The sequence below is a fragment of the Cryobacterium sp. TMS1-13-1 genome, from assembly GCF_004403125.1.
Taxonomy (GTDB): domain Bacteria; phylum Actinomycetota; class Actinomycetes; order Actinomycetales; family Microbacteriaceae; genus Cryobacterium; species Cryobacterium levicorallinum.
Genome location: NZ_SOGX01000022.1, coordinates 29,539 through 50,541, shown reverse-complemented (window position 1 = coordinate 50,541; position 21,003 = coordinate 29,539). Strand labels below are relative to the sequence as shown.

The 21,003-nt window shown below is 61.9% G+C and carries 31 protein-coding genes; all 31 read right to left on the bottom strand.

Annotation, left to right across the window (positions count from 1 at the left end):
* Positions 1-61: 61 nt before the first annotated feature.
* Positions 62-622, bottom strand: coding sequence for a 50S ribosomal protein L15 (rplO, locus tag E3T31_RS17455; protein WP_134443831.1), 561 nt, complete (start codon positions 620-622; stop codon positions 62-64).
* A complete protein-coding gene (rpmD, locus tag E3T31_RS17450; protein WP_066597599.1) occupies positions 622-804 on the bottom strand; it encodes a 50S ribosomal protein L30 in 183 nt (60 codons plus the stop codon). The genes rplO and rpmD overlap by 1 nt, the downstream gene beginning before the upstream one ends.
* Complete coding sequence (gene rpsE, locus E3T31_RS17445) at positions 804-1,511, bottom strand: 30S ribosomal protein S5 (RefSeq protein ID WP_369831234.1); 708 nt, start codon at positions 1,509-1,511, stop codon at positions 804-806. Before rpsE ends, rpmD begins: the two co-directional genes overlap by 1 nt.
* Positions 1,508-1,879 (bottom strand): 50S ribosomal protein L18, encoded by a 372-nt coding sequence (rplR, locus tag E3T31_RS17440; protein ID WP_092107252.1) that lies wholly within the window; start codon positions 1,877-1,879, stop codon positions 1,508-1,510. Before rplR ends, rpsE begins: the two co-directional genes overlap by 4 nt.
* A 2-nt stretch (positions 1,880-1,881) precedes the next feature.
* Complete coding sequence (rplF, locus tag E3T31_RS17435) at positions 1,882-2,418, bottom strand: 50S ribosomal protein L6 (RefSeq protein ID WP_092451139.1); 537 nt, start codon at positions 2,416-2,418, stop codon at positions 1,882-1,884.
* A 6-nt stretch (positions 2,419-2,424) separates the two neighbouring features.
* Complete coding sequence (gene rpsH / locus E3T31_RS17430) at positions 2,425-2,823, bottom strand: 30S ribosomal protein S8 (RefSeq protein ID WP_092107248.1); 399 nt, start codon at positions 2,821-2,823, stop codon at positions 2,425-2,427.
* A 187-nt stretch (positions 2,824-3,010) separates the two neighbouring features.
* Positions 3,011-3,619: a 50S ribosomal protein L5 gene (rplE, locus tag E3T31_RS17425; protein WP_134470662.1), complete on the bottom strand. Its 609-nt coding sequence runs from the start codon at positions 3,617-3,619 to the stop codon at positions 3,011-3,013.
* Complete coding sequence (rplX, locus tag E3T31_RS17420; protein ID WP_092451143.1) at positions 3,619-3,978, bottom strand: 50S ribosomal protein L24; 360 nt, start codon at positions 3,976-3,978, stop codon at positions 3,619-3,621. The genes rplE and rplX overlap by 1 nt, the downstream gene beginning before the upstream one ends.
* Before the next feature lie 2 nt (positions 3,979-3,980).
* Entirely contained in the window at positions 3,981-4,349 is a 369-nt protein-coding gene (rplN, locus tag E3T31_RS17415) for a 50S ribosomal protein L14 (RefSeq protein ID WP_092451145.1), read from the bottom strand.
* Positions 4,350-4,383: 34 nt separating this feature from the next.
* Entirely contained in the window at positions 4,384-4,683 is a 300-nt protein-coding gene (gene rpsQ, locus E3T31_RS17410) for a 30S ribosomal protein S17 (protein WP_092451147.1), read from the bottom strand.
* A gap of 2 nt (positions 4,684-4,685) precedes the next feature.
* Positions 4,686-5,030, bottom strand: coding sequence for a 50S ribosomal protein L29 (gene rpmC, locus E3T31_RS17405; RefSeq protein ID WP_104132055.1), 345 nt, complete (start codon positions 5,028-5,030; stop codon positions 4,686-4,688).
* Complete coding sequence (gene rplP / locus E3T31_RS17400; RefSeq protein WP_092451151.1) at positions 5,030-5,449, bottom strand: 50S ribosomal protein L16; 420 nt, start codon at positions 5,447-5,449, stop codon at positions 5,030-5,032. Before rplP ends, rpmC begins: the two co-directional genes overlap by 1 nt.
* The gene (gene rpsC, locus E3T31_RS17395; RefSeq protein WP_092107240.1) at positions 5,449-6,219 is read right to left on the bottom strand and encodes a 30S ribosomal protein S3; all 771 of its coding nucleotides are present in this window, start codon (positions 6,217-6,219) and stop codon (positions 5,449-5,451) included. Before rpsC ends, rplP begins: the two co-directional genes overlap by 1 nt.
* Positions 6,219-6,584: a 50S ribosomal protein L22 gene (rplV, locus tag E3T31_RS17390; protein ID WP_092339439.1), complete on the bottom strand. Its 366-nt coding sequence runs from the start codon at positions 6,582-6,584 to the stop codon at positions 6,219-6,221. The genes rpsC and rplV overlap by 1 nt, the downstream gene beginning before the upstream one ends.
* A 26-nt stretch (positions 6,585-6,610) precedes the next feature.
* On the bottom strand, positions 6,611-6,892 hold the full coding sequence (rpsS, locus tag E3T31_RS17385) for a 30S ribosomal protein S19 (protein WP_092107237.1): 282 nt from the start codon (positions 6,890-6,892) through the stop codon (positions 6,611-6,613).
* Positions 6,893-6,901: 9 nt separating this feature from the next.
* The gene (rplB, locus tag E3T31_RS17380) at positions 6,902-7,741 is read right to left on the bottom strand and encodes a 50S ribosomal protein L2 (protein ID WP_092451153.1); all 840 of its coding nucleotides are present in this window, start codon (positions 7,739-7,741) and stop codon (positions 6,902-6,904) included.
* Between the two features lie 22 nt (positions 7,742-7,763).
* A complete protein-coding gene (rplW, locus tag E3T31_RS17375) occupies positions 7,764-8,066 on the bottom strand; it encodes a 50S ribosomal protein L23 (RefSeq protein ID WP_092107233.1) in 303 nt (100 codons plus the stop codon).
* The gene (gene rplD, locus E3T31_RS17370) at positions 8,066-8,716 is read right to left on the bottom strand and encodes a 50S ribosomal protein L4 (protein WP_134470660.1); all 651 of its coding nucleotides are present in this window, start codon (positions 8,714-8,716) and stop codon (positions 8,066-8,068) included. Before rplD ends, rplW begins: the two co-directional genes overlap by 1 nt.
* A gap of 5 nt (positions 8,717-8,721) precedes the next feature.
* On the bottom strand, positions 8,722-9,381 hold the full coding sequence (gene rplC / locus E3T31_RS17365; protein ID WP_092451157.1) for a 50S ribosomal protein L3: 660 nt from the start codon (positions 9,379-9,381) through the stop codon (positions 8,722-8,724).
* 8 nt (positions 9,382-9,389) lie between these two features.
* Positions 9,390-9,698, bottom strand: a complete 309-nt coding sequence (gene rpsJ / locus E3T31_RS17360) for a 30S ribosomal protein S10 (RefSeq protein WP_035834607.1) — start codon at positions 9,696-9,698, stop codon at positions 9,390-9,392.
* 491 nt (positions 9,699-10,189) lie between these two features.
* The gene (locus E3T31_RS17355) at positions 10,190-10,648 is read right to left on the bottom strand and encodes a hypothetical protein (protein ID WP_134470658.1); all 459 of its coding nucleotides are present in this window, start codon (positions 10,646-10,648) and stop codon (positions 10,190-10,192) included.
* 197 nt (positions 10,649-10,845) lie between these two features.
* Entirely contained in the window at positions 10,846-12,039 is a 1,194-nt protein-coding gene (tuf, locus tag E3T31_RS17350) for an elongation factor Tu (RefSeq protein WP_092451161.1), read from the bottom strand.
* Positions 12,040-12,173: 134 nt separating this feature from the next.
* Positions 12,174-14,288, bottom strand: coding sequence for an elongation factor G (fusA, locus tag E3T31_RS17345; protein WP_092451163.1), 2,115 nt, complete (start codon positions 14,286-14,288; stop codon positions 12,174-12,176).
* 120 nt (positions 14,289-14,408) lie between these two features.
* On the bottom strand, positions 14,409-14,879 hold the full coding sequence (rpsG, locus tag E3T31_RS17340; protein WP_092107221.1) for a 30S ribosomal protein S7: 471 nt from the start codon (positions 14,877-14,879) through the stop codon (positions 14,409-14,411).
* A complete protein-coding gene (gene rpsL, locus E3T31_RS17335) occupies positions 14,879-15,253 on the bottom strand; it encodes a 30S ribosomal protein S12 (protein WP_035834602.1) in 375 nt (124 codons plus the stop codon). Before rpsL ends, rpsG begins: the two co-directional genes overlap by 1 nt.
* A 435-nt stretch (positions 15,254-15,688) precedes the next feature.
* Positions 15,689-16,447, bottom strand: coding sequence for a spermidine/putrescine ABC transporter substrate-binding protein (locus E3T31_RS17330; protein WP_134470656.1), 759 nt, complete (start codon positions 16,445-16,447; stop codon positions 15,689-15,691).
* 54 nt (positions 16,448-16,501) lie between these two features.
* Positions 16,502-17,002, bottom strand: coding sequence for a DUF6121 family protein (locus tag E3T31_RS17325; protein ID WP_134470654.1), 501 nt, complete (start codon positions 17,000-17,002; stop codon positions 16,502-16,504).
* A gap of 220 nt (positions 17,003-17,222) precedes the next feature.
* Positions 17,223-18,296: a hypothetical protein gene (locus tag E3T31_RS17320; RefSeq protein WP_134470652.1), complete on the bottom strand. Its 1,074-nt coding sequence runs from the start codon at positions 18,294-18,296 to the stop codon at positions 17,223-17,225.
* 87 nt (positions 18,297-18,383) lie between these two features.
* Complete coding sequence (pilO, locus tag E3T31_RS17315; RefSeq protein WP_241978083.1) at positions 18,384-18,725, bottom strand: type 4a pilus biogenesis protein PilO; 342 nt, start codon at positions 18,723-18,725, stop codon at positions 18,384-18,386.
* Between the two features lie 191 nt (positions 18,726-18,916).
* Positions 18,917-19,750: an A24 family peptidase gene (locus E3T31_RS17310; RefSeq protein WP_134470648.1), complete on the bottom strand. Its 834-nt coding sequence runs from the start codon at positions 19,748-19,750 to the stop codon at positions 18,917-18,919.
* On the bottom strand, positions 19,747-20,994 hold the full coding sequence (locus E3T31_RS17305) for a hypothetical protein (RefSeq protein ID WP_206750331.1): 1,248 nt from the start codon (positions 20,992-20,994) through the stop codon (positions 19,747-19,749). The genes E3T31_RS17310 and E3T31_RS17305 overlap by 4 nt, the downstream gene beginning before the upstream one ends.
* Positions 20,995-21,003 lie beyond the last annotated feature (9 nt).

Sequence of the window (21,003 nt, the reverse complement as noted above, 5' to 3'; positions counted from 1 at the left end):
TCACACCAAACGATTTAACTCGATTGACGGATTCGACAAGCTCGATGGAGCGTCTACGGGTTTACTTTACAGATCCGCCCGCGGCAACAATTTTCTGCTCAGCTGAAGCAGAGACCTTGTCGACCGTCACGTTCAGCTTAACGGTAATCTCACCGGTACCGAGAACCTTGACTTTTTCGTTGTCACGAACCGCACCCTTGGCGATCAGGCTGGCGATGGTGACATCGCCGCCGTTCGGGTAGAGCAGTTCGAGCTTTTCCAGGTTGACAACCTGGTACTCGACGCGGAACGGGTTCTTGAATCCACGCAGTTTCGGGGTGCGCATGTGCAGAGGCATCTGCCCACCCTCGAAGCCGACGCGTACGCTGTAACGCGCTTTCGTGCCCTTGGTGCCTCGACCCGCGGTCTTACCCTTGGATCCTTCACCACGGCCAACGCGCATGCGGGCCTTCTTCGCTCCGGGAGCCGGGCGAAGGTGGTGTACCTTCAGCACGTGCTCGCGAGGCTCAGTCGGCTCGGCTGCAACGGGGGCCTTTTTCGGTGCTGCGGCCTTTTTGGGGGCAGCGGCCTTCTTCGTGGCGGGCTTGTCGGCTACCTTGGTAGCTTCCTTCTCGTCAGCCATTAGTCAATCTCCTCGACCTTTACGAGGTGAGCGACGGTGTTGACGTAGCCACGGTTCTGCGAGTTGTCCTCGCGGATCGTAACGGCGCCAATGCGTCGCAGACCCAGGCTGCGAAGAGTGTCGCGCTGGTTCTGCTTCTCACTAATTTTGGACTTGATCTGTGTGATCTTCAGCTGGGCCATCAGGCACCTGCCTTCGCGGTTGCGGCTGCTGCAGCTGCAGCAGCGTCGGCACGCAGGAAACGGGCCGGAGCCACGTCTTCATAGGCCAGGCCGCGGCGAGCCGCAACCGCACGCGGCTCTTCGAGCTGGTGCAGTGCCTCGACCGTGGCGTGCACGATGTTGATGGTGTTCGACGAACCAAGCGACTTGCTCAGCACGTCGTGGATGCCAGCGCATTCGAGTACGGCGCGCACCGGGCCACCAGCGATAACGCCGGTACCTGCTGCTGCCGGACGAAGCAGAACGACGCCGGCTGCCGCCTCACCCTGTACGGGGTGCGGGATGGTCAGGCCAACGCGAGGAACGCGGAAGAAGTTCTTCTTCGCCTCTTCGACGCCCTTGGAGATAGCGGTCGGGACCTCGCGGGCCTTCCCGTATCCAACGCCGACCAGTCCGTTACCGTCGCCGACAACGACGAGAGCGGTGAAGCTGAAGCGACGACCACCCTTGACGACCTTCGACACGCGGTTGATGGTGACGACGCGCTCCAGGAACTGGCTCTTGTCGGCATCGCGGCTTCCGCGGTCCTTGTTCGGGTTGCGCTCACGGCCACCACGACGAGCCTCGCGGGGCTCGTTCTGCGGCGGGGTCGTGGAAGCAGCGGTTTCAACCGGTGCAACCGCTTCGGCAGCAACAGGTGCTGTGGTTTCGATCTTTTCAGTGCTCACAGGTTCAATCCACCCTCTCGAGCTCCTTCAGCGATGGCTGCGACGCGTCCTGCGTACTTGCTGCCACCACGGTCAAATACAACGGCTTCGATGCCGGCGGCTTTCGCACGTTCAGCAACGAGCTCACCGACCTTGCGGGCCTTGGCGGTCTTGTCACCATCGAAGGTGCGCAAGTCCGTTTCGAGCGTGGATGCCGACGCAAGGGTGAAGCCCTTGCTGTCGTCGACGACCTGCACGAATACGTGGCGAGCCGAGCGCGTGACGACGAGGCGCGGACGAAGCGCCGTTCCCTCGATCTTCTTGCGAAGACGGGTGTGTCGACGTCCGCGGGCTGCGGCCTTGCTCTTGCCTCTAGTTCCGAGTCCCATGGCTACTTACCGCTCTTTCCGGCCTTGCGGCGAACAATCTCGCCGGCGTAACGCACACCCTTGCCCTTGTAGGGCTCTGGCTTGCGAATCTTACGGATGTTGGCGGCAACCTCGCCGACGGCCTGCTTGTCGATTCCGCTGACCGTGAGCTTGTTGACGCTCTCCACGGTCAGAACGATGCCGACGGGCGGCTCAACGACGACCGGGTGCGAGAAGCCGAGGGCGAACTCAACAGAGGTGCCCTTCTGCGCCGCGCGGTAACCGGTACCGACGATTTCGAGACCCTTGGTGTAACCAACGGTTACGCCGATGATCTGGTTGTTGATCAGGGTGCGTGTCAGACCGTGCAGCGAACGCGACTGGCGTTCGTCGTTCGGACGGGTGACGAGAACGTGACCGTCCTCGATCGACACCGTGATGGGGTTGGAAACGACGAGCGCGAGCTCGCCCTTCGGGCCCTTGACGGAGACGGCCTGGCCGTCAGCCACAACCGTGACCCCGGCAGGGATCGGGATGGGGAGTCTTCCAATACGTGACATTCTCAGTTACCACACGTAGGCGAGAACTTCTCCGCCTACGCCCTTCTTCTCAGCCTGGCGGTCGGTAAGCAGACCGCTGGAGGTGGACAGGATGGCAACGCCGAGGCCGCCGAGAACCGTGGGGATCTCAGTCGACTTTGCGTACACGCGCAGGCCGGGCTTGGAAACCCGCTTGATGCCGACGATGGAACGCTCACGGTTCGGACCGAACTTGAGGTCCAGCGTGAGGGTCTTGCCTACTGTTGCATCCTTGACGGTCCAGGCAGAGATGTAACCCTGTGCCTTGAGGATGTCAGCGATGTGCGCTTTCAATTTGCTATGCGGCATCGACACTGTGTCGTGGTACGCCGAGTTAGCGTTGCGCAGTCTGGTCAGCATGTCTGCGACCGGATCTGTCATTGTCATTTTGTGGTGCCTTTCTCGCCTGGTTTCATCATCCGTTACGCGAATGACGACCTGTGGTGGTGAGGAAACCGATCGGTTGAACGGCTTCCGGGGTGAAAATCTGTGTGCGCCTGGCATTTCTGCAGGGCGGGGCCAACCATGAGTTGGGAGCTCGCAAGCGCAAGCTCCCAACTCTAGTTGAAAAACGCTACTTCTGTGCGTCGGCCGTCTTGAACGGGAAGCCGAGCGCCTTGAGCAGCGCGCGACCCTCATCGTTGGACTTCGCGGTCGTAACAACCGTGATATCCATACCGCGAACGCGGTCAATGCGGTCCTGGTCAATTTCGTGGAACATAACCTGCTCGGTCAGACCGAAGGTGTAGTTGCCCGCACCATCGAACTGCTTGTCGGACAGGCCGCGGAAGTCACGGATGCGAGGAAGGGCCAGGCTGAGCAGCCGGTCCAGGAACTCCCACATGCGGTCGCCACGAAGGGTGACGTGGGCGCCGATGGGCTGTCCCTCACGCAGTTTGAACTGCGCGATGGACTTGCGAGCCTTGGTGACCTGCGGCTTCTGGCCGGTGATCTTGGTGAGGTCAGAAACCGCACCGTCCATCACCTTGCCGTCGCGTGCTGCTTCTCCGACACCCATGTTGACGACAATCTTCGTCAGGGTGGGGATACGGTGCACGTTGGTGAAGCCGAGTTCCTCGGAGAGCTTGGCACTGATCTCATCGCGGTACTTCTGCTTCAGACGCGGCAGGTCCTTGACGGGCGCGGTGCCCTCAGGGGCGGTGCCGGTAACGGTGTCAGTCATTAGAGGTCCTTCCCTGACTTCTTGGCGTAACGAATGCGGACCGTCTTGGTGACGCCGTCCTTCGTTACCTCTTCCTGGCGGAAGCCGACGCGGGTCGGCTTCTTGGTCTCCGGGTCGACGATGGCAACGTTGGACACGTGGATGGCGGCTTCGAAGGTCTCGATGCCACCCGTCTTGGTGCCGCGCTGGGTCTGTCCGACGCGAACGTGCTTGGTCACGAAGTTGATGCCCTCAACGAGGACACGGTTCTTCTCGACGTCGACGGAGATGATCTTGCCCTGCTTGCCACGGTCTCCGCCGCGAGCCTGGCTGCGGCCGCTGATGACCTGTACGAGGTCACCCTTTTTGATTCTGGCCATGATTAAATAACCTCCGGTGCCAGCGAGATGATCTTCATGAACTTCTTGTCGCGAAGCTCGCGACCGACCGGTCCGAAGATTCGGGTGCCGCGGGGGTCACCGTCTGCCTTCAAGATCACTGCAGCGTTCTCATCGAACTTAATGTAGGAGCCGTCTGGACGACGGGTTTCCTTCTTGGTGCGAACGATGACAGCTTTGACAATGTCACCCTTCTTGACGTTTCCGCCCGGGATTGCATCCTTGACCGTAGCGACGATGACGTCGCCCAGGCCGGCGTAACGACGGCCGGAGCCACCGAGAACGCGGATGGTCAAGAGTTCCTTGGCGCCGCTGTTGTCGGCAACCCGTACTCGTGATTCTTGCTGAAGCACTTTATAACTCCTTTACGTCAAGTAAGCGCGAGGCTTACTTGGCCTTCTCAAGAATCTCGACCAGGCGCCAGCGCTTTGAGGCGCTAAGCGGACGGGTCTCACTGATCAGGACCAGGTCGCCGATGCCGGCGGAGTTCGCCTCATCGTGCGCCTTCAGCTTGGATGTACGGCGGATGACCTTGCCGTACAACGGGTGCTTCACGCGGTCTTCGACCACGACAATGATGGTTTTGTTCATCTTGTCGCTGGTCACGTAACCACGCAGCGTCTTGCGGTAACCGCGAACGAGAGCTTCTGCCTCGGCTGCGACGACCGTTTCGTCAGTCTTCGCCATGACTAGGCCTCCTTCGTCTCGACGGTCTCGGCTGCAGCGTCGTCCGTGGACTCGTCTGCGGCCTTGGCCTTCTTGGTTTTCTTGTCGGCCTTCTCAGCCTTGGCCGGAGCCGGGGCTGCGACCGGGGTGGCACGAATGCCCAGCTCGCGCTCACGGAGAACCGTGTAGATGCGAGCGATATCGCGCTTGACCGCGCGGAGGCGGCCGTGGCTCTCGAGCTGACCGGTGGCCGACTGGAAGCGCAGGTTGAACAGCTCTTCCTTGGCCTTCTTCAGCTCTTCGAACAGCTTCTCATTGTCAAAAGTGTCGAGCTCGACTGGGGCGAGCTCCTTGGTTCCGATCGCCATTATGCGTCGCCCTCCTCGCGCTTGATGATGCGTGCCTTGAGGGGCAGCTTGTGAATTGCACGGGTAAGTGCCTCTTTCGCAACGGCGTCGGTGACACCACTGAGCTCGAAGAGAACGCGTCCCGGCTTGACGTTGGCAACCCACCACTCGACCGAACCCTTACCGGAACCCATGCGGGTTTCGGCCGGCTTCTTGGTCAGCGGGCGGTCGGGGTAGATGTTGATCCACACCTTTCCACCACGCTTGATGTGACGTGTCATAGCGATACGAGCGGACTCGATCTGACGGTTGGTCACGTACGCGGGGGTCAGCGCCTGGATGCCATAGTCACCGAAGGAGACCGTGGTGCCACCAGTAGCGTGGCCGGTACGACCCGGGTGGTGCTGCTTGCGGTGCTTGACTCTACGTGGAATCAACATTATTTAGCCTCAACTCCTGCTGCGACCGGTGCCGCTGCCGGAGCATCTGCACGAGGTGCACGGCGCGGTCGATCGTCACGACGCTCGGGGCGGGACGACTTAGCGTTGGCCTGCTCGCGAGCGAGTTCCTTGTTGGTGATGTCGCCCTTGTAGATCCAGACCTTCACGCCGATGCGGCCGAAGGTGGTCTTGGCTTCGTAGAAGCCGTAGTCGATGTTCGCGCGAAGCGTGTGCAGGGGCACCCGGCCTTCGCGGTAGAACTCGCTGCGGCTCATCTCGGCGCCACCCAGACGACCGGACACCTGGATGCGAACACCCTTGGCGCCGGCGCGCTGTGCGCCCTGCAGGCCCTTACGCATCGCGCGGCGGAAGGCCACACGTGCGGAGAGCTGCTCGGCGATACCCTGCGCGACCAGCTGGGCATCCTGTTCGGGGTTCTTGACCTCGAGGATGTTCAGCTGAATCTGCTTGGCGGTGAGCTTCTCCAGGTCAGAGCGGATGCGCTCGGCCTCCGCGCCGCGGCGACCAATCACAATGCCCGGACGGGCGGTGTGAATGTCAACGCGAACGCGGTCACGAGTGCGCTCGATCTCGATGCGGCTGACACCGGCACGGTCGAGGCTGGTGCTCAGCAGGCGACGGATCTTGACGTCTTCTGCGACAAAGTCAGCGTAACGCTGACCCGGCTTGGTCGAGTCAGAGAACCAACGCGATACGTGATCGGTGGTGATTCCCAGACGGAAGCCATAGGGGTTTACTTTCTGACCCATTACTTCGTACCCTCCTCAGGAGTGGTGAGCACAACCGTGATGTGGCTGGTGCGCTTCTTGATTTCGAATGCGCGACCCTGGGCACGAGCCTGGAAACGCTTGAGGGTCGTACCCTCATCAACGAATGCCCGGCTGATGAACAGGTCCTGCTCGTCCAGATACGTGTTGGCTGCATCTGCCTTGACCCGGGCGTTGGCGATGGCCGAGGCCACCAGCTTGTACACCGGATCGGATGCGCCCTGGGGCGCAAACTTCAGAATTCCCAGCGCTTCATGCGCCTGCTTGCCGCGGATCATGTCAACGACGCGACGAGCCTTCTGGGGGGTAACGCGGATGTGACGCACGCGTGCGATCGACTCCACCATTTCTTCTCCTCCTTCACGTCCCCGCGCTAGCGGCGACGGCCCTTCTTGTCGTCCTTCACGTGTCCACGGAAGGTGCGGGTGGGCGCAAACTCGCCGAGCTTGTGGCCGACCATGCTCTCGGTGACGAACACCGGGATGTGCTTGCGTCCGTCGTGCACTGCGATGGTGTGTCCGAGCATGTCGGGGATGATCATCGAGCGGCGCGACCAGGTCTTGATTACGTTCTTGCTCTTGGCTTCGTTCGCCGCGAACACCTTGCGAAGCAGGTGGTCGTCAACGAAAGGGCCTTTCTTAAGACTTCTTGGCATCGTCTACTCCTACTTACGCTTCTTGCCGACGGTGCGGCGACGAACAATGAGCTTGTCGCTTTCCTTATTCGGGTGGCGGGTGCGCCCTTCCTTCTGGCCCCAGGGGCTGACGGGGTGACGTCCACCGGACGTCTTACCCTCACCACCACCGTGCGGGTGATCGACCGGGTTCATGGCAACACCACGAACGGTCGGGCGAACGCCTTTCCAGCGCATACGTCCGGCCTTGCCCCAGTTGATGTTCGACTGCTCGGCGTTACCGACCTCGCCGATCGTCGCGCGGCAGCGAGCATCCACGTTGCGGATTTCACCAGACGGCAGACGAAGCTGGGCGTAGACGCCCTCCTTCGCGACCAGACGAACGGATGCTCCGGCGGAGCGGGCCATCTTGGCGCCGCCACCCGGACGCAGCTCGATCGCGTGGATGATGGTACCGGTGGGGATGTTCTTCAACGGCAGGTTGTTGCCGGGCTTGATGTCAGCCCCGGCTCCCGACTCGATGATGTCGCCCTGGCTGAGCTTGTTCGGCGCGATGATGTAACGCTTTGTGCCGTCGATGAAGTGCAGGAGCGCAATGCGCGCCGTGCGGTTCGGGTCGTACTCAATTTCAGCGACGCGGGCGTTGACGCCGTCCTTGTCGTTGCGCTTGAAGTCGATCACGCGGTACTGGCGCTTGTGGCCACCACCGATGTGACGGGTCGTGATGCGGCCCTGGTTGTTACGTCCACCGGTCTTGGAGAGCGGACGCAGAAGCGACTTCTCCGGGGTGGAACGCGTGATTTCCGCGAAGTCGGCAACGGATGAACCGCGTCGACCCGGGGTCGTGGGCTTGTACTTACGAATAGCCATTAGTTATCCCTCTGCCTGTCGCTTAGCCGACGGCCGTGAAGATGTCGATGGAGCCAGACTTGAGCGTGACAATGGCACGCTTGGTGTCCTTGCGCTTGCCCATGCCGAACTTGGTGCGGCGAGTCTTGCCCACGCGGTTCAGGGTGTTGATCGAAGCGACCTGCACCTTGAAGATCTTTTCGATCGCGAGCTTGATCTCCGTCTTGTTCGAGCGGGGGTCAACGATGAAGGTGTACTTACCCTCGTCAATCAGGCCGTAGCTCTTCTCAGAGACAACCGGAGAGATGATGATGTCGCGGGGGTCCTTGTTGGTCGCGATAGTCATTATGCGGCCACCTCTTCCTTCTTGGTCTTGCTCTCCACAAACGCGTTGAACGCGGCAGTGGTGAAGACAATGTCGTCGCTGACGAGCACGTCGTAGGCGTTGAGCTGGTCCCACGAGAGGATGTGCACCGTCGGGATGTTGCGAATGCTGCGCAACGTGATCTCGTCGGTACGCTCAAGAACAACCAGCACGTGCTTGCTCGTGGCGATCTGCGAAAGCAGCTCCAGGGCAATCTTCGTGTTGGGGGTCTCAGCCGTGAACAGTGCCTCGACAATGTGCAGGCGGCCACCGCGGGCGCGGTCGCTCAGTGCACCCTTGAGGGCTGCGGCAATCATCTTTTTCGGGGTGCGCTGGTCGTAGCTGCGCGGGGTCGGTCCGTGGACGATTCCACCACCGGTCATCTGAGGAGCGCGGATCGAGCCCTGACGAGCGCGACCGGTTCCTTTCTGCTTGAACGGCTTGCGGCCGGCACCGGAAACTTCTCCACGGCGCTTGACCTTGCTCGTTCCCTGGCGTGCGGCAGCAAGCTGCGCAACAACGACCTGGTGAATGAGAGGAATGTTGGCGGGAACGTCGAAGAGCGCGTCGGGAAGCTCGGCAGAGCCTGCCTTCTTGCCCTTGGCGTCAATGATGTCGAGTGCTGTAGCCATAAGAACTACGCTCCCTTCACTGCGTTGCGAACGAATACGAGGCGGCCACGAGCACCGGGAACGGCACCCTTGACGAGCATGAGGCCCTTATCGGCGTCAATAGCGTGCACCTTGAGGTTCAGCACGGTTACGCGCTCGCCACCCATACGACCGGCCATGCGCATGCCCTTGAAGACACGGCTCGGGGTCGAAGAAGCACCGATGGAACCGGGCTTGCGGTGGTTACGGTGCGAACCGTGTGAGGAAGAAACACCCTTGAAGTTGTGACGCTTCATAACACCGGCGAAGCCCTTACCCTTGCTGGTGCCCATGACGTCAACCTTGGTGCCGGCAGCGAAAACACCGTCAACGGTGAGCTCCTGGCCGAGGTTGTAGTCAGCGGCATCCGCGGTGCGGAGCTCGGTGATGTGGCGACGCGGCGTGACGCCGGCCTTGTCGAAGTGACCGGCAAGGGGCTTGTTGACCTTGCGCGGGTCGATGGGGCCAGCGGCGATTTGAACGCCGTTGTAGCCGTCGACGGCCTTGGTGCGAACCTGCGTGACAACGTTCGGCGCGATTTCGATGACGGTAACAGGAACAAGCTTGTTGTTCTCGTCCCACACCTGGGTCATGCCGAGCTTCTTGCCAAGGAGACCCTTGGTGGTTTTGGTATCTGCGTAAGACATCGCGGGCCCTAGAGCTTGATCTCGATGTTGACGTCGGCCGGAAGGTCGAGGCGCATGAGCGAGTCAACAGCCTTCGGGGTCGGGTCAATGATGTCGATCAGACGCTTGTGGGTGCGCATTTCAAAGTGCTCCCGGCTGTCCTTGTACTTGTGAGGAGAACGGATGACACACACCACGTTCTTCTCGGTCGGAAGCGGCACCGGGCCGACGACTGTAGCGCCCGCACGGGTCACTGTGTCGACGATCTTGCGCGCCGAAATGTCGATGACCTCGTGGTCATACGACTTAAGTCGAATGCGGATCTTCTGTCCCGCCATGTCGAACTCTCTCTCTGTCGAGGCGTCTTACAGACAACGGCACTGTTTGCCGAGGTTGCATTGGACGCCGTAGTAGCACTGCTGCTGAAAGCACCACTGTTCAAATGTCAATTTGAATCACGTACGAATAAACGACGCTCATCATCAACGCCGACTCCCAGAGCAGAACCTGGGGGACGACACGGTTTTACCCAGGCCGACCAGATCGTTGATTTATGCTGCGCTCTGCTCCCTGCGGCCTAGCCTGCGATCGTTGCTCTTGCGACAAGTGTTCTTCGTAGAGGGTGACGCGACTATGCACTGCCTGGCAGTGATTCCGGCGACGCGTAGCGCACACCGAAAGTGTTGAACTAGAAGAGTCTGCCACACAGTTGCCACTTCATGCAACCCGGGCGTGTCGCACGCGTCTCGTCGGCTCGTTCTTATCAGGCGATTCTCAGACGGAGGCCCGCGGCCGGCCACGGTCCTGCACTCTGTTGCGCTGCGCGGGGCTAGCCCTGAATGCCGGCGACGACGCGCGGACTCTGGTCGGCGCAGCTCTTGGCGGCGGACTCGGTCAGCACTCGCTCGGCCATGATTTGACGCGACTGGTCGGAGAGGCCCGATGTCGGGTATTCGGCCAGCACCTTGGTGATGATTTCGGGGATCGACAGGGCGGCGTACTCGTCGAGACTGTTGCAGACCAGCACGCTGTAGACGCTGACCGTGCTCGCCACGATGCCGTCGAGGATCTGCTGTTCCGTCTTCGCAGTCGGCGAGGGAATGGGCGTCGGCGCAAACGTCGGGGTAGGGATCGCGCTCGGGGCCGGCGCGGACGCTTCCGGCCCAACGGCCGATTGGGCAGCGGGGGCGGACCCGACCAATCGCGGCACGATCACCACGGCGAGGATGCCGACCACCAGTATCGCGATCGTCATCAGGATGCGCATTTCGAGCTTAGATATCTGCATGGGCAGACCATAACCGAAAACTGAGGATTCTGCAGAGAACCAGGCGCAACGCCATCCGCCGGAACCCAGACCCTGGCATCCTCGCGACGAGCGGGGCCGAGGCATCCGTCTGCAAAGTTCCGACAGCCGCGTGGGTACAAAAAAAAGGCCGAGCCCGAAGGCCCGACCCCTTTTAGGAGATCAGTAGGTGAAAAAGACTACTTGATGATCTTGGTCACCGTGCCGGCGCCGACGGTGCGGCCACCTTCACGGATAGCGAAGCCGAGGCCCTCTTCCATGGCGATCGGCTGAATCAGCGCGACAGTCAGGTCGGTGGTGTCGCCAGGCATAACCATCTCGGTGCCCTCGGGCAGCGTGATGACGCCGGTGACGTCCGTGGTGCGGAAGTAGAACTGCGGGCGGTAGTTCGCGTAGAACGGGTTGTGACGCCCACCCTCGTTCTTGCTGAGGATGTACGCGGTGCCCTCGAAGTCGGTGTGCGGCGTAACCGAACCCGGCTTGACGACGACCTGGCCACGCTCAACGTCTTCGCGCTTGGTGCCACGAAGAAGAAGTCCACAGTTCTCGCCGGCCCACGCCTCGTCGAGCTGCTTGTGGAACATCTCAATACCGGTAACCGTGGTCTTCTGCGTCGGACGGATGCCGACGATCTCGACCTCAGAGTTGATCTTGAGGGTTCCACGCTCGGCGCGGCCCGTCACAACGGTGCCACGGCCGGTGATCGTGAAGACGTCCTCGATCGGCATCAAGAACGGCTTGTCCTTGTCGCGGATCGGGTCCGGGATGTACTCGTCAACGGCCTTCATGAGCTCAAGGATGTTGGCGGTCCACTTCTCGTCGCCCTCAAGCGCCTTGAGTGCGGAGACCTGGATAACGGGGGCGTTGTCGCCATCGAAACCCTGGCTGGAGAGAAGTTCACGAACTTCGAGCTCAACGAGCTCCATGATCTCTTCGTCGTCAACCATGTCGGCCTTGTTCAGCGCGACCATGAGGGTCGGCACGCCGACCTGCTTGGCGAGAAGAACGTGCTCACGGGTCTGAGCCATCGGGCCGTCAGTAGCGGCAACCACGAGGATTGCGCCGTCCATCTGAGCAGCACCGGTGATCATGTTCTTGATGTAGTCAGCGTGGCCGGGAGCATCGACGTGCGCATAGTGACGCTTGTCGGTCTCGTACTCAACATGCGAAATGTTGATCGTGATGCCGCGCTGGCGTTCTTCCGGAGCCGAGTCAATCGACGCGAAGTCGCGCTGAACGTTGATCTTGGACGGGAACTTATCGGCAAGAACCTTGGAGATCGCTGCAGTCAGCGTGGTCTTTCCGTGGTCAACGTGACCGATCGTTCCGATGTTTACGTGCGGCTTTGTCCGCTCGAACTTGGCCTTGGCCACTGTGGGTCCTCCTCAGGACTCGCGTGCAAATTCACGGCCGCCGTTATGAGCGGCCGGTATGCGCTGGATGTGTCTACTTATGTTACTCGGGCCAGGTGGCCGAAGCGATTCGGCCCGAAGGCCAGAATAGAGGGCTATTCGCCCTTGTTCTTGTTGATGATCTCGTCGGCAACAGCCTTCGGGACCTCCGCATAGCTCTCGAACGTCATCGAGTACACCGCACGGCCGCTGGTCTTCGACCGCAGGTCACCGATGTATCCGAACATCTCCGACAGTGGAACGTGAGCGCGAATTACCTTCACGCCCTGCGCATCCTCCATGGTCTGGATCTGCCCACGACGCGAGTTGAGGTCTCCGATTACGTCACCCATGTATTCCTCAGGGGTACGAACTTCGACGGCCATCAGCGGCTCGAGCAGAACGGGGTTCGCCTTACGAACGGCTTCCTTGAAGCCCATCGATCCGGCAATCTTGAACGCCATCTCCGAGGAGTCAACGTCGTGCGCAGCGCCGTCAAGCAGGCTGGCTCGAACGCCCACCATCGGGTAGCCGGCCAGGACGCCTACGCGGAGCGCATCCTGAATTCCAGCATCCACCGAGGGGATGTACTCACGCGGGATACGGCCACCGGTGACCTTGTTCAGGAACTCGTACGACTTTTCAGCAGTGATTTCCATCGGCTCGATCGCGATCTGAATCTTCGCGAACTGGCCGGATCCACCGGTCTGCTTCTTGTGCGTGTAGTCGTGACGCTCGACGGCCTTGCGGATCGTCTCGCGGTACGCGACCTGGGGCTTGCCGACGTTCGCCTCAACGTTGAATTCACGCTTCATGCGGTCGACCAGGATGTCCAGGTGAAGTTCACCCATTCCCTTGATTACCGTCTGGCCAGTTTCCTGGTTCTGTTCGGTACGGAAGGTGGGGTCTTCTTCGGCGAGCTTCTGAATGGCGAGGCCCAGCTTTTCCTGGTCCTGCTTGGTCTTTGGCTCGATCGCGACCTCGATAACCGGGTCAGGGAACGTCATGGACTCGAGTACGACCTGGGCGTTCGGGTCGCACAGGGTGTCGCCCGTGGTGGTGTCCTTGAGGCCGATGACCGCGTAGATGTGACCGGCGGTCACGAAGGCCACCGGGTTCTCCTTGTTGGCGTGCATCTGGAAGATCTTGCCGATGCGCTCCTTCTTGCCCTTGGTCGAGTTGATGACCTGGGCTCCGGAGTCGAGACGGCCCGAGTACACGCGAACGTAGGTGAGGCGACCGAAGAACGGGTGCACCGCAACCTTGAAGGCGAGAGCCGTGAACGGCTCCTCGGCGTCGGGGTGACGCATGATGACCTTTTCTTCGTCGCGCGGGTCGTGTGCCTCAATGGCAGGCACGTCGAGCGGCGTCGGAAGGTAATCGATGACAGCGTCGAGCATCGGCTGAACGCCGCGGTTCTTGAACGCAGAACCACAGAGAACCGGGTAGATCTCGCTGTTGATGGTGAGCTTGCGAATCGCGCCTTTGATCTCGGCAACCGTCAGCTCTTCGCCGGCGAAGTAACGCTCCATGAGGTCATCATCGGTTTCGGCAACGGTCTCGAGCAGAAGCTTGCGGTACTCGGCAGCCTTCTCGACGAGGTCGGCGGGGATCTCTTCGATGGCGTACTTCGAGCCCATCTCCACGTCACCCTTGGAGTCGCCACGCCAGGTCAGTGCGCGCATCTGAACGAGGTCAACGACACCCTCGAAGTCAGACTCTGCACCGATCGGCAGCTGGATGACCAGCGGCTTGGCGCCGAGGCGCTTGATGATCGTGTCGACCGTGAAGTAGAAGTCAGCGCCGAGCTTGTCCATCTTGTTGACGAAGCAAATGCGGGGAACGTCGTACTTGTCGGCCTGACGCCACACGGTTTCGGACTGGGGCTCAACGCCCTCCTTGCCGTCGAACACGGCAACAGCACCGTCGAGGACGCGGAGCGAACGCTCCACCTCCACGGTGAAGTCCACGTGTCCGGGGGTGTCGATGATGTTGATCTGGTTGTTGTCCCAGAAACAGGTCGTCGCAGCGGAGGTGATCGTGATGCCACGTTCCTGCTCCTGCGCCATCCAGTCCATCGTCGAGGCGCCGTCGTGGGTCTCGCCGATCTTGTGGTTGACACCCGTGTAGAACAGGATGCGCTCAGTCGTGGTGGTCTTGCCAGCATCAATGTGAGCCATGATGCCGATATTGCGGACCTTACTCAGGTCGGTGAGCACGTCAAGTGCCACGGGGGTCCTCCAGCGGGTAGGGGTGGAAATGCAGAACAGGGCCGTAAGCATCCGCTTCTCAGCGGGGCAGGCGCGTTTAAACGCGCCTGCCTGCTGATCAGGAATGCTCGATGGAGCTAGCTACCAGCGGTAGTGAGCGAAGGCCTTGTTCGCTTCAGCCATCTTGTGAGTGTCTTCACGACGCTTGACAGCGGCACCGAGGCCGTTGCTCGCGTCGAGGATCTCGTTGGTGAGACGCTCGGTCATGGTCTTCTCGCGACGCGCCTTGGCGTAGCTGGTCAACCAGCGAAGGGCCAGCGTGTTGGCGCGGTGCGGCTTGACTTCGACGGGCACCTGGTAGGTGGAACCACCAACGCGGCGCGAACGCACCTCGAGGGTCGGACGAACGTTGTCGAGTGCCTTCTTGAGCGTGACAACGGCATCCAGCTCGTTCTTGGCGGACACTCCGGCGAGGGCATCATAAACGATGCGCTCGGCGAGGCCCTTTTTGCCATCGAGAAGGATCTTGTTGACGAGCTGGCTGACGATGGGTGCACCGTAAACCGGGTCGGCAATGACAGGGCGCTTGGGAGCGGGTCCTTTACGGGGCATTACTTCTTCTCCATCTTTGCGCCGTAGCGGCTACGTGCCTGCTTACGGTTCTTGACGGCCTGGGTGTCCAGTGCGCCGCGAATGATTTTGTAACGCACACCGGGGAGGTCCTTAACACGGCCTCCGCGCACGAGCACCATGGAGTGCTCCTGCAGGTTGTGGCCCTCGCCGGGAATGTAGGCGGTGACCTCGGTGCCGTTGGAAAGCTTGACGCGGGCGACCTTGCGAAGAGCCGAGTTCGGCTTCTTCGGGGTGGTGGTGTAGACGCGGGTGCAAACGCCGCGCTGCTGCGGGTTGGACTTCAGGGCGGGAGCCTTGGTCTTGGTGACCTTGGGGCTACGGCCCTTCCTGACCAACTGCTGAATGGTGGGCACTAATTACTCCTTGATATTGCTGCACGGTGACAGCTTTGTGATGGTTAGCATTCGACTTAGCTCTTGCGAGTTAAGTCGAGTTCATCTGGACCCGCTTGAACCCACACGATTGCTCGCGCGTGTTTTGGTGGGTATGCCGTGGGGGCATGGCCTTCGACCAGCCCTACATGTGTGGAATCTCGGCCTGTGCTCTCAGGAGGGCATAGTTCAGGCGCACGACAAAGCGCACACCCGATAATTCTAGCCCGGTGGGGCCTTGACGGTCAAATGGGTTGTGCCCCGCGTCGCAGGTGCCGCCGCGCGCCCCTTCTCCTGCACTTCTACTTCCCAGGCCTGGGCCCGGTCGCTGGGCCCATGATCTATCGCGGGCCCGGTTTCCGGGCCCGGGCCCGGTCGGTATTTACCCCTCGTATCAGAGCGGATGCGCGGGCTCGGCTAGGGATTGCGCGGCCAGAGCGGGGAGTCGAGGGTGCTGTCGAGGTCGGCGAGCAGGGCCTGCACCTGGGGCTCGACGTGCTCGGCGATCGCGGCGAGCAGGCGAGGCTGCTGTTGCCGGAGTTGGGCACAGACCCGGCGGCCGACCTGGGTGGCGAACTCGTCGGCGAGGCCGATTTCTACCCGGAGGGCGGCCTTTTCTTCGGGGGTGAGCGGCGGGAGGGGCTCCTGCGCTGTTTCGTCTGGGTCGTGGTCGGCCTGGGGGTTCCGGCCGGGACCTTGACCGGGTTCGGACTCGAAGTCACCGCCCGGGGCGGCAGGCTTGGGGGCGGCAGGTGGTGAACCGAGGGGTTCCAGGCCGGCGAGTTCGCTGAAGGTGAAGAGGTAGGGGGCATCGGCCGCGGGTTGCGGGTCAAGGTCGAGGCCGCGAAGTTCCGGCTCAAGTCCTTCGGCCGGGCGATACGCCTGCGCGGATTGGCGGCGCTCGCTCAGGTTGAGTTCGTGCGCGAGCAGCGGGAGGTTGCGCTCGGTGTATTCATCGACCGATGCATCGATGACGATCTTCATGCGCATGGAGAGGGCGTGCTGCACGACGTGGGGCACGTCGACGGCGAGTCCGGCCGACGCGATGATCGGCGAGCCGAAGCACTGACGGCAGAGCCGTGCGCGGCCGCGGTGCGTTGCGGGCCGCCACCGGGTGATCCAGCGCAGCCAGTTCTCAACCTCATGGTTGACGCGCGATTCAATGGACCCTTCCATACTGCACAAGGGTACTCGACCGGCGTTGCCAGCGACATGCCACGATCGACCCCATCATCGGGGCTCGTTGTCGTCGTCCTTCTGCCAGGGCCACTCGGGGGTGCCGGATCCGTCGGGCTTGGCCAGCAGCACGACGAAGTAGAGAAACGCGATGAGCCAGCCGCAGACCGCGACGGAGATCGCGAAGGGGCTCATCATCTCGCCGCCGATGAAGATTACCGAGCGAAAGAGTTCGCCGGCGCCGAGGCTGTAGAAGACACCGCCGAAGACGCAATAGGCCAGGTAGGCAGCGACTCCGGCGAGAAAAATGGGCAGCGGCGGGACCTGGGTGAGGCGCTCGGGCGAGCGCAGCACTGCGGAGAGAATGACCCAGACCAGGGCGAGGACCGCGGTCGTGACCATGAGGGGGCCGAGGAGGGCACCGGCATCCGTTTCGTTGATGACGTCGCGATTGAGCAGCAGGCTGAGCACCCCGAATGACGCCACGATGAGGGCCACATAGAGGACGACCGAAAAGGCCGCCATGGTGATCGCGTACTTTCGGTATTCCCGCATGGCTCTAGCGTAGGCCCGCGGGCGCAGCGCGAGCCGCCGCACACGGTGCAGCGAAGCGGATGCCGCGGCTGGCGTGAAGACCGGGCCCCCTCTGAACCCAGGCCCAGTTTATAAACTGGGCCCACCGTCCGGGCCCGGGCCCGACCGCCCACCGGAGTCCCGTCTGCACAGCACGAAGCCCCGACCATCACAGGGGCGGTCGGGGCTTCGAAACGGAACGCTACGGGCGAGTGGAGTGCGGTCCGTCGGCCAGCAGGCGCTCGTACTCGGTGCGGGCCTCGAGGTTGCGGGCGGTGACGCGGCGTCCGCGACGGGCGATCCAGGCACCGGCCCAGATCGGAACCTCGCGGGCGATGAGTCCGGCGGCGATCGCGCCCGGATTCAGCCAGAGCGAGGACACGAAGCGACTGAGGTCGGCGGCACCGACCGTGTCGGCCGTTCCATCGAAGACGAGGCCGAGCAGCGCCCCGCCGATGTAAGAGAAGTAGACGACGACGGCGACGATGAATCCGAACAGCACGTACGCCCACCAGCCGCCCCGGTTGACCAGAGCGATCAGTCCGACATAGGCGAGGAAGAAGAACAAGATGGGAATGTAGAAGACCGGCAGAGCGGCAAAGGTGGTGAACCCGGTCACGGTCGCTGCGACGCTGGTGCTGGTCACTCCGATGATGATGAAGGCGGCTGCAGCGTAGAGCAGGGCGAAAACCACCGTGGCGAGCAAGGCGATCAGGATGCCCCCACCACGGTTGCTGCGCAGGCGCGGCTTGGTCGGCGCCTGCACGTAGATCGGCGACTGGGCTGCGGGCGCGGCGTAGGCCGGAGCAGCAGGCGCCGGCGCGTCGACCGGAACGTCATCGACCGGCACAGTGGAAGCGGCGGCGGGCGTTCCGACAACGAGGGGAGCCGACGCGGTGACCACGGGTTCTGAATCGATGGCCGTGCTCCGGGCCGGCACGGTGGCCGCCGGAGTATAGGAGTCGGCGTAGTCGTCGGCGAGGCTCGGGGCGTCAACGTCGGCCGATGCAACCGGCTCGGCCGTCGACATCGGCGACAGGTTGCGAGAGTTCGCCGAAGCGGTCGCGGCATCGGCACGTTCGGCCGCGCTCAGGTTGGCATTGATGGCGTCATAGTCGATGACGAGGGACTCCTGCACCGGCTCAGGCGAAGCTGCCTCCGCTGAAGGTACTTCTGCAGGCTCCGGCACGGCATGCCCGCGAGCGGTCTCGTCGGGCGACGCCGTTGCATCCGTTTCAGAATTCTTCTTGCCGTCAAGTGGCGTGTTGTCGCTCATGCTGAACTCCTCGTGGCCTTCGCCGTGACTGGCTTTTATTGTACCAAGGGCACGGCAAATGCCACGGAGACTCGGCGTGCCGCGCCATTATCCAACGGATGTCGTCGCCGCCGCTACCAGCGAATACACCAATCCAGAGATGATCGCGTCCAACAAGGTCTCTTCGCCGGAGGCCTGCGCCGTATCGATCCCGTGCACGAGGAACAACCGGCTCCCGGATTGCAGACTGGCCACGAATTCAAGCACCTGGGCGTAGGTTCCCGTCACGGTGATCTGTAGCGGGAAGGCGGCGAAGTTGCTCTCCGTGATCCGCGCGACGGGCGCTGGCGTTGCAGCCTCCGCAGCCGAAGAAGCCCCCGCAGACGCGCCTTCTGAATCCGGCGCAGCCGACCCAGTAGAAGTCGCAGCCGCCGGAACCTCGGGCAGCACAGGCACATAGGCCTGAACGGCAGTGGATGCTCATGGCACCGCAGCAACACGGGATTCTCCGTTTCGGCGTCGCGCACCTCGACGGCGCGCACGGCGGTGGTGCCGATATCGATTCCGACCACACGTGTCGTCATTGTTGTTCCCCCGGTGAAATGTGAGTGTGCAAGGTAAAGGTAGTGAGGCGCGAGCGTCTAGGTAAGTGCGAACAGGGTCAGGTAGCCGGCCGCTATCGACTGACCGAACACGGCGCCGAGCCAGGCGGCCAGGAGCATCCAGGGGCCAAACGGAATGCTGCTGCGCCGCCCGGCCTTGCGAGTTACCAGCAGCCCGATTCCGAAGAGCCCCCCGAGCAGAAATGCCCCAAATGCGCCCACGATCAGTGGTGCCCAGCCGAGCCAGCCGAGGTAGAGGCCGAGCACACCGGCGAGTTTCACGTCGCCGAGGCCCATGCCGCCTGGGCTGATCAGGGCCAGCGCAAGGTAGAGGCCGAACAGGGCGGCCGCACCGATCAGGGCGCTCAGCAGACGGCCCGGTTCTCCAGCGACGAGAGCGGCCGCGGTGAGCAGCACTGCGCCCACCGGATAGACCGGCAGCAGAATCTTGTTGGGCAGGGTGTGAGTATCGAGATCGATCATGGCGAGCGCGACGCTCACCGCAGCGAGGTACAGAAACGCGACGAGCACAATGATCTGGGCGAGCAACGCGTCCGTCGAGACCAGTGCCCCACCGTCGCCGCTCGAAAACACCCAGAGTGCGACGACCGCGAAGAACACGCCGGTGCCCAGCTCCACCAGCGGGTAGCGCACCGAAAAGGCGGCCCCACAGTGCCGGCATTTGCCCCGCAGCAGCAGCCACGACAGCACGGGAATGTTGTCATACGAGCGGATGCGCGCGCCGCAACTACCGCAGGCACTCGGCGGGAACACGATGGACTTGCCTGCCGGAATCCGATAGATAACGACGTTGAGGAAGGAGCCAATGAGCAGGCCGAATATGCCGGCGAACACCGCTAGTAGTGCCGTCATTTGTAGCCGTTCGTTCGATCGCGGCTGGAAAGCAGAGTCCATCGGGAATCGTCTGGGTCAGAACCCGCGGGCATCGCGCCGTAGAGGTCCGTGCCCGGGATGCTCATCGGGACAAAGTCAACATTGCTGGTATTGTTCACCACAAAACTTTCGGAATAGGTTGGTCCCCGCCACTGGGTCCGGTTGAAGACGACGGCGCATGGCGTATACAGCATCGCCGAAATCTCGGTATCGAATTGTACGGAGCCGTTGACGGTGAAGTTGGAACTGCATTTGTTCGCTCCGAGCGCCTCAGCTCCCGGTGCGATGAACCATATTTTGTGGTCGTTTCCGTCACTCGCGACCACTGAGAAATCATTGACGACCACCTCGTGGAAAAGAAAAGCAATGTCAGATTTCACATTCATTTCAATGCTGCCAAAGTCAAAGGTGTCACACTGGCGAAGATCGACGATAGTCGGCTTCGTGAGGTTGCGAAGGTCCTCATAGAATTGGTGGAGCGAATCACCCGAATTGTCCTGCACCCATGATCCGAGCTGGCACTTCTTACTGCCCGGCGCGACAAGCTCATTGCTGTCGGTCGAGAAGGGAACAAAACCCTCCTTCTCGAAGTCACTCCAGTCGTAAGCAAACGTCACCCAACTGGCAATGTCGACGGTGCCGTTGGCGTATACGTCCCCTGCCACGGAACACGAGTTGTAGAGACTAACGGCCCCGTTCACGATGAGATTCCCGGATATCGTGCCGCTGGACGTGCAGGTGTAGTCGCCGGTGGCAACGACGACATCTACCGGTGACCCCAAACTATCCTTGGTACTGAATTGGTTGACCACGGCGCTTCCATACGAATAGACGACGGGGCCGGGGCTGACCGTGCCGGATACAGTGAAAATACTTTCGACGACTCTCGTGGTCTTGAGTCCGGCTGAGTCGGCGCCGGCATGACCGGTGGAGACGATCTGTACTTCCGTTTCGTCCGCAGCTCCCGTCGGACATTTTTGGACCCACCCAGTGGCATAGGTCCAAACCGTTGAGGTGTAGGCCGGAAGCGTGCCGTCGGGGCTCTGAAATAAACCATCGGACGGGCAGGACGAGGGGGTGCGCTGCAATTCGGCGGGGGCGGCATCGATGCCGGCCTCGGCAGCGGCCTGCGCCTGCACGCCGGCGCGGGTTGCAGTCGTGACGGTTAGAGCTTGCAGGGATGACGACGTTACGGTGAGCGTGATGACCAGGAGGACCGCCATCACACCGAC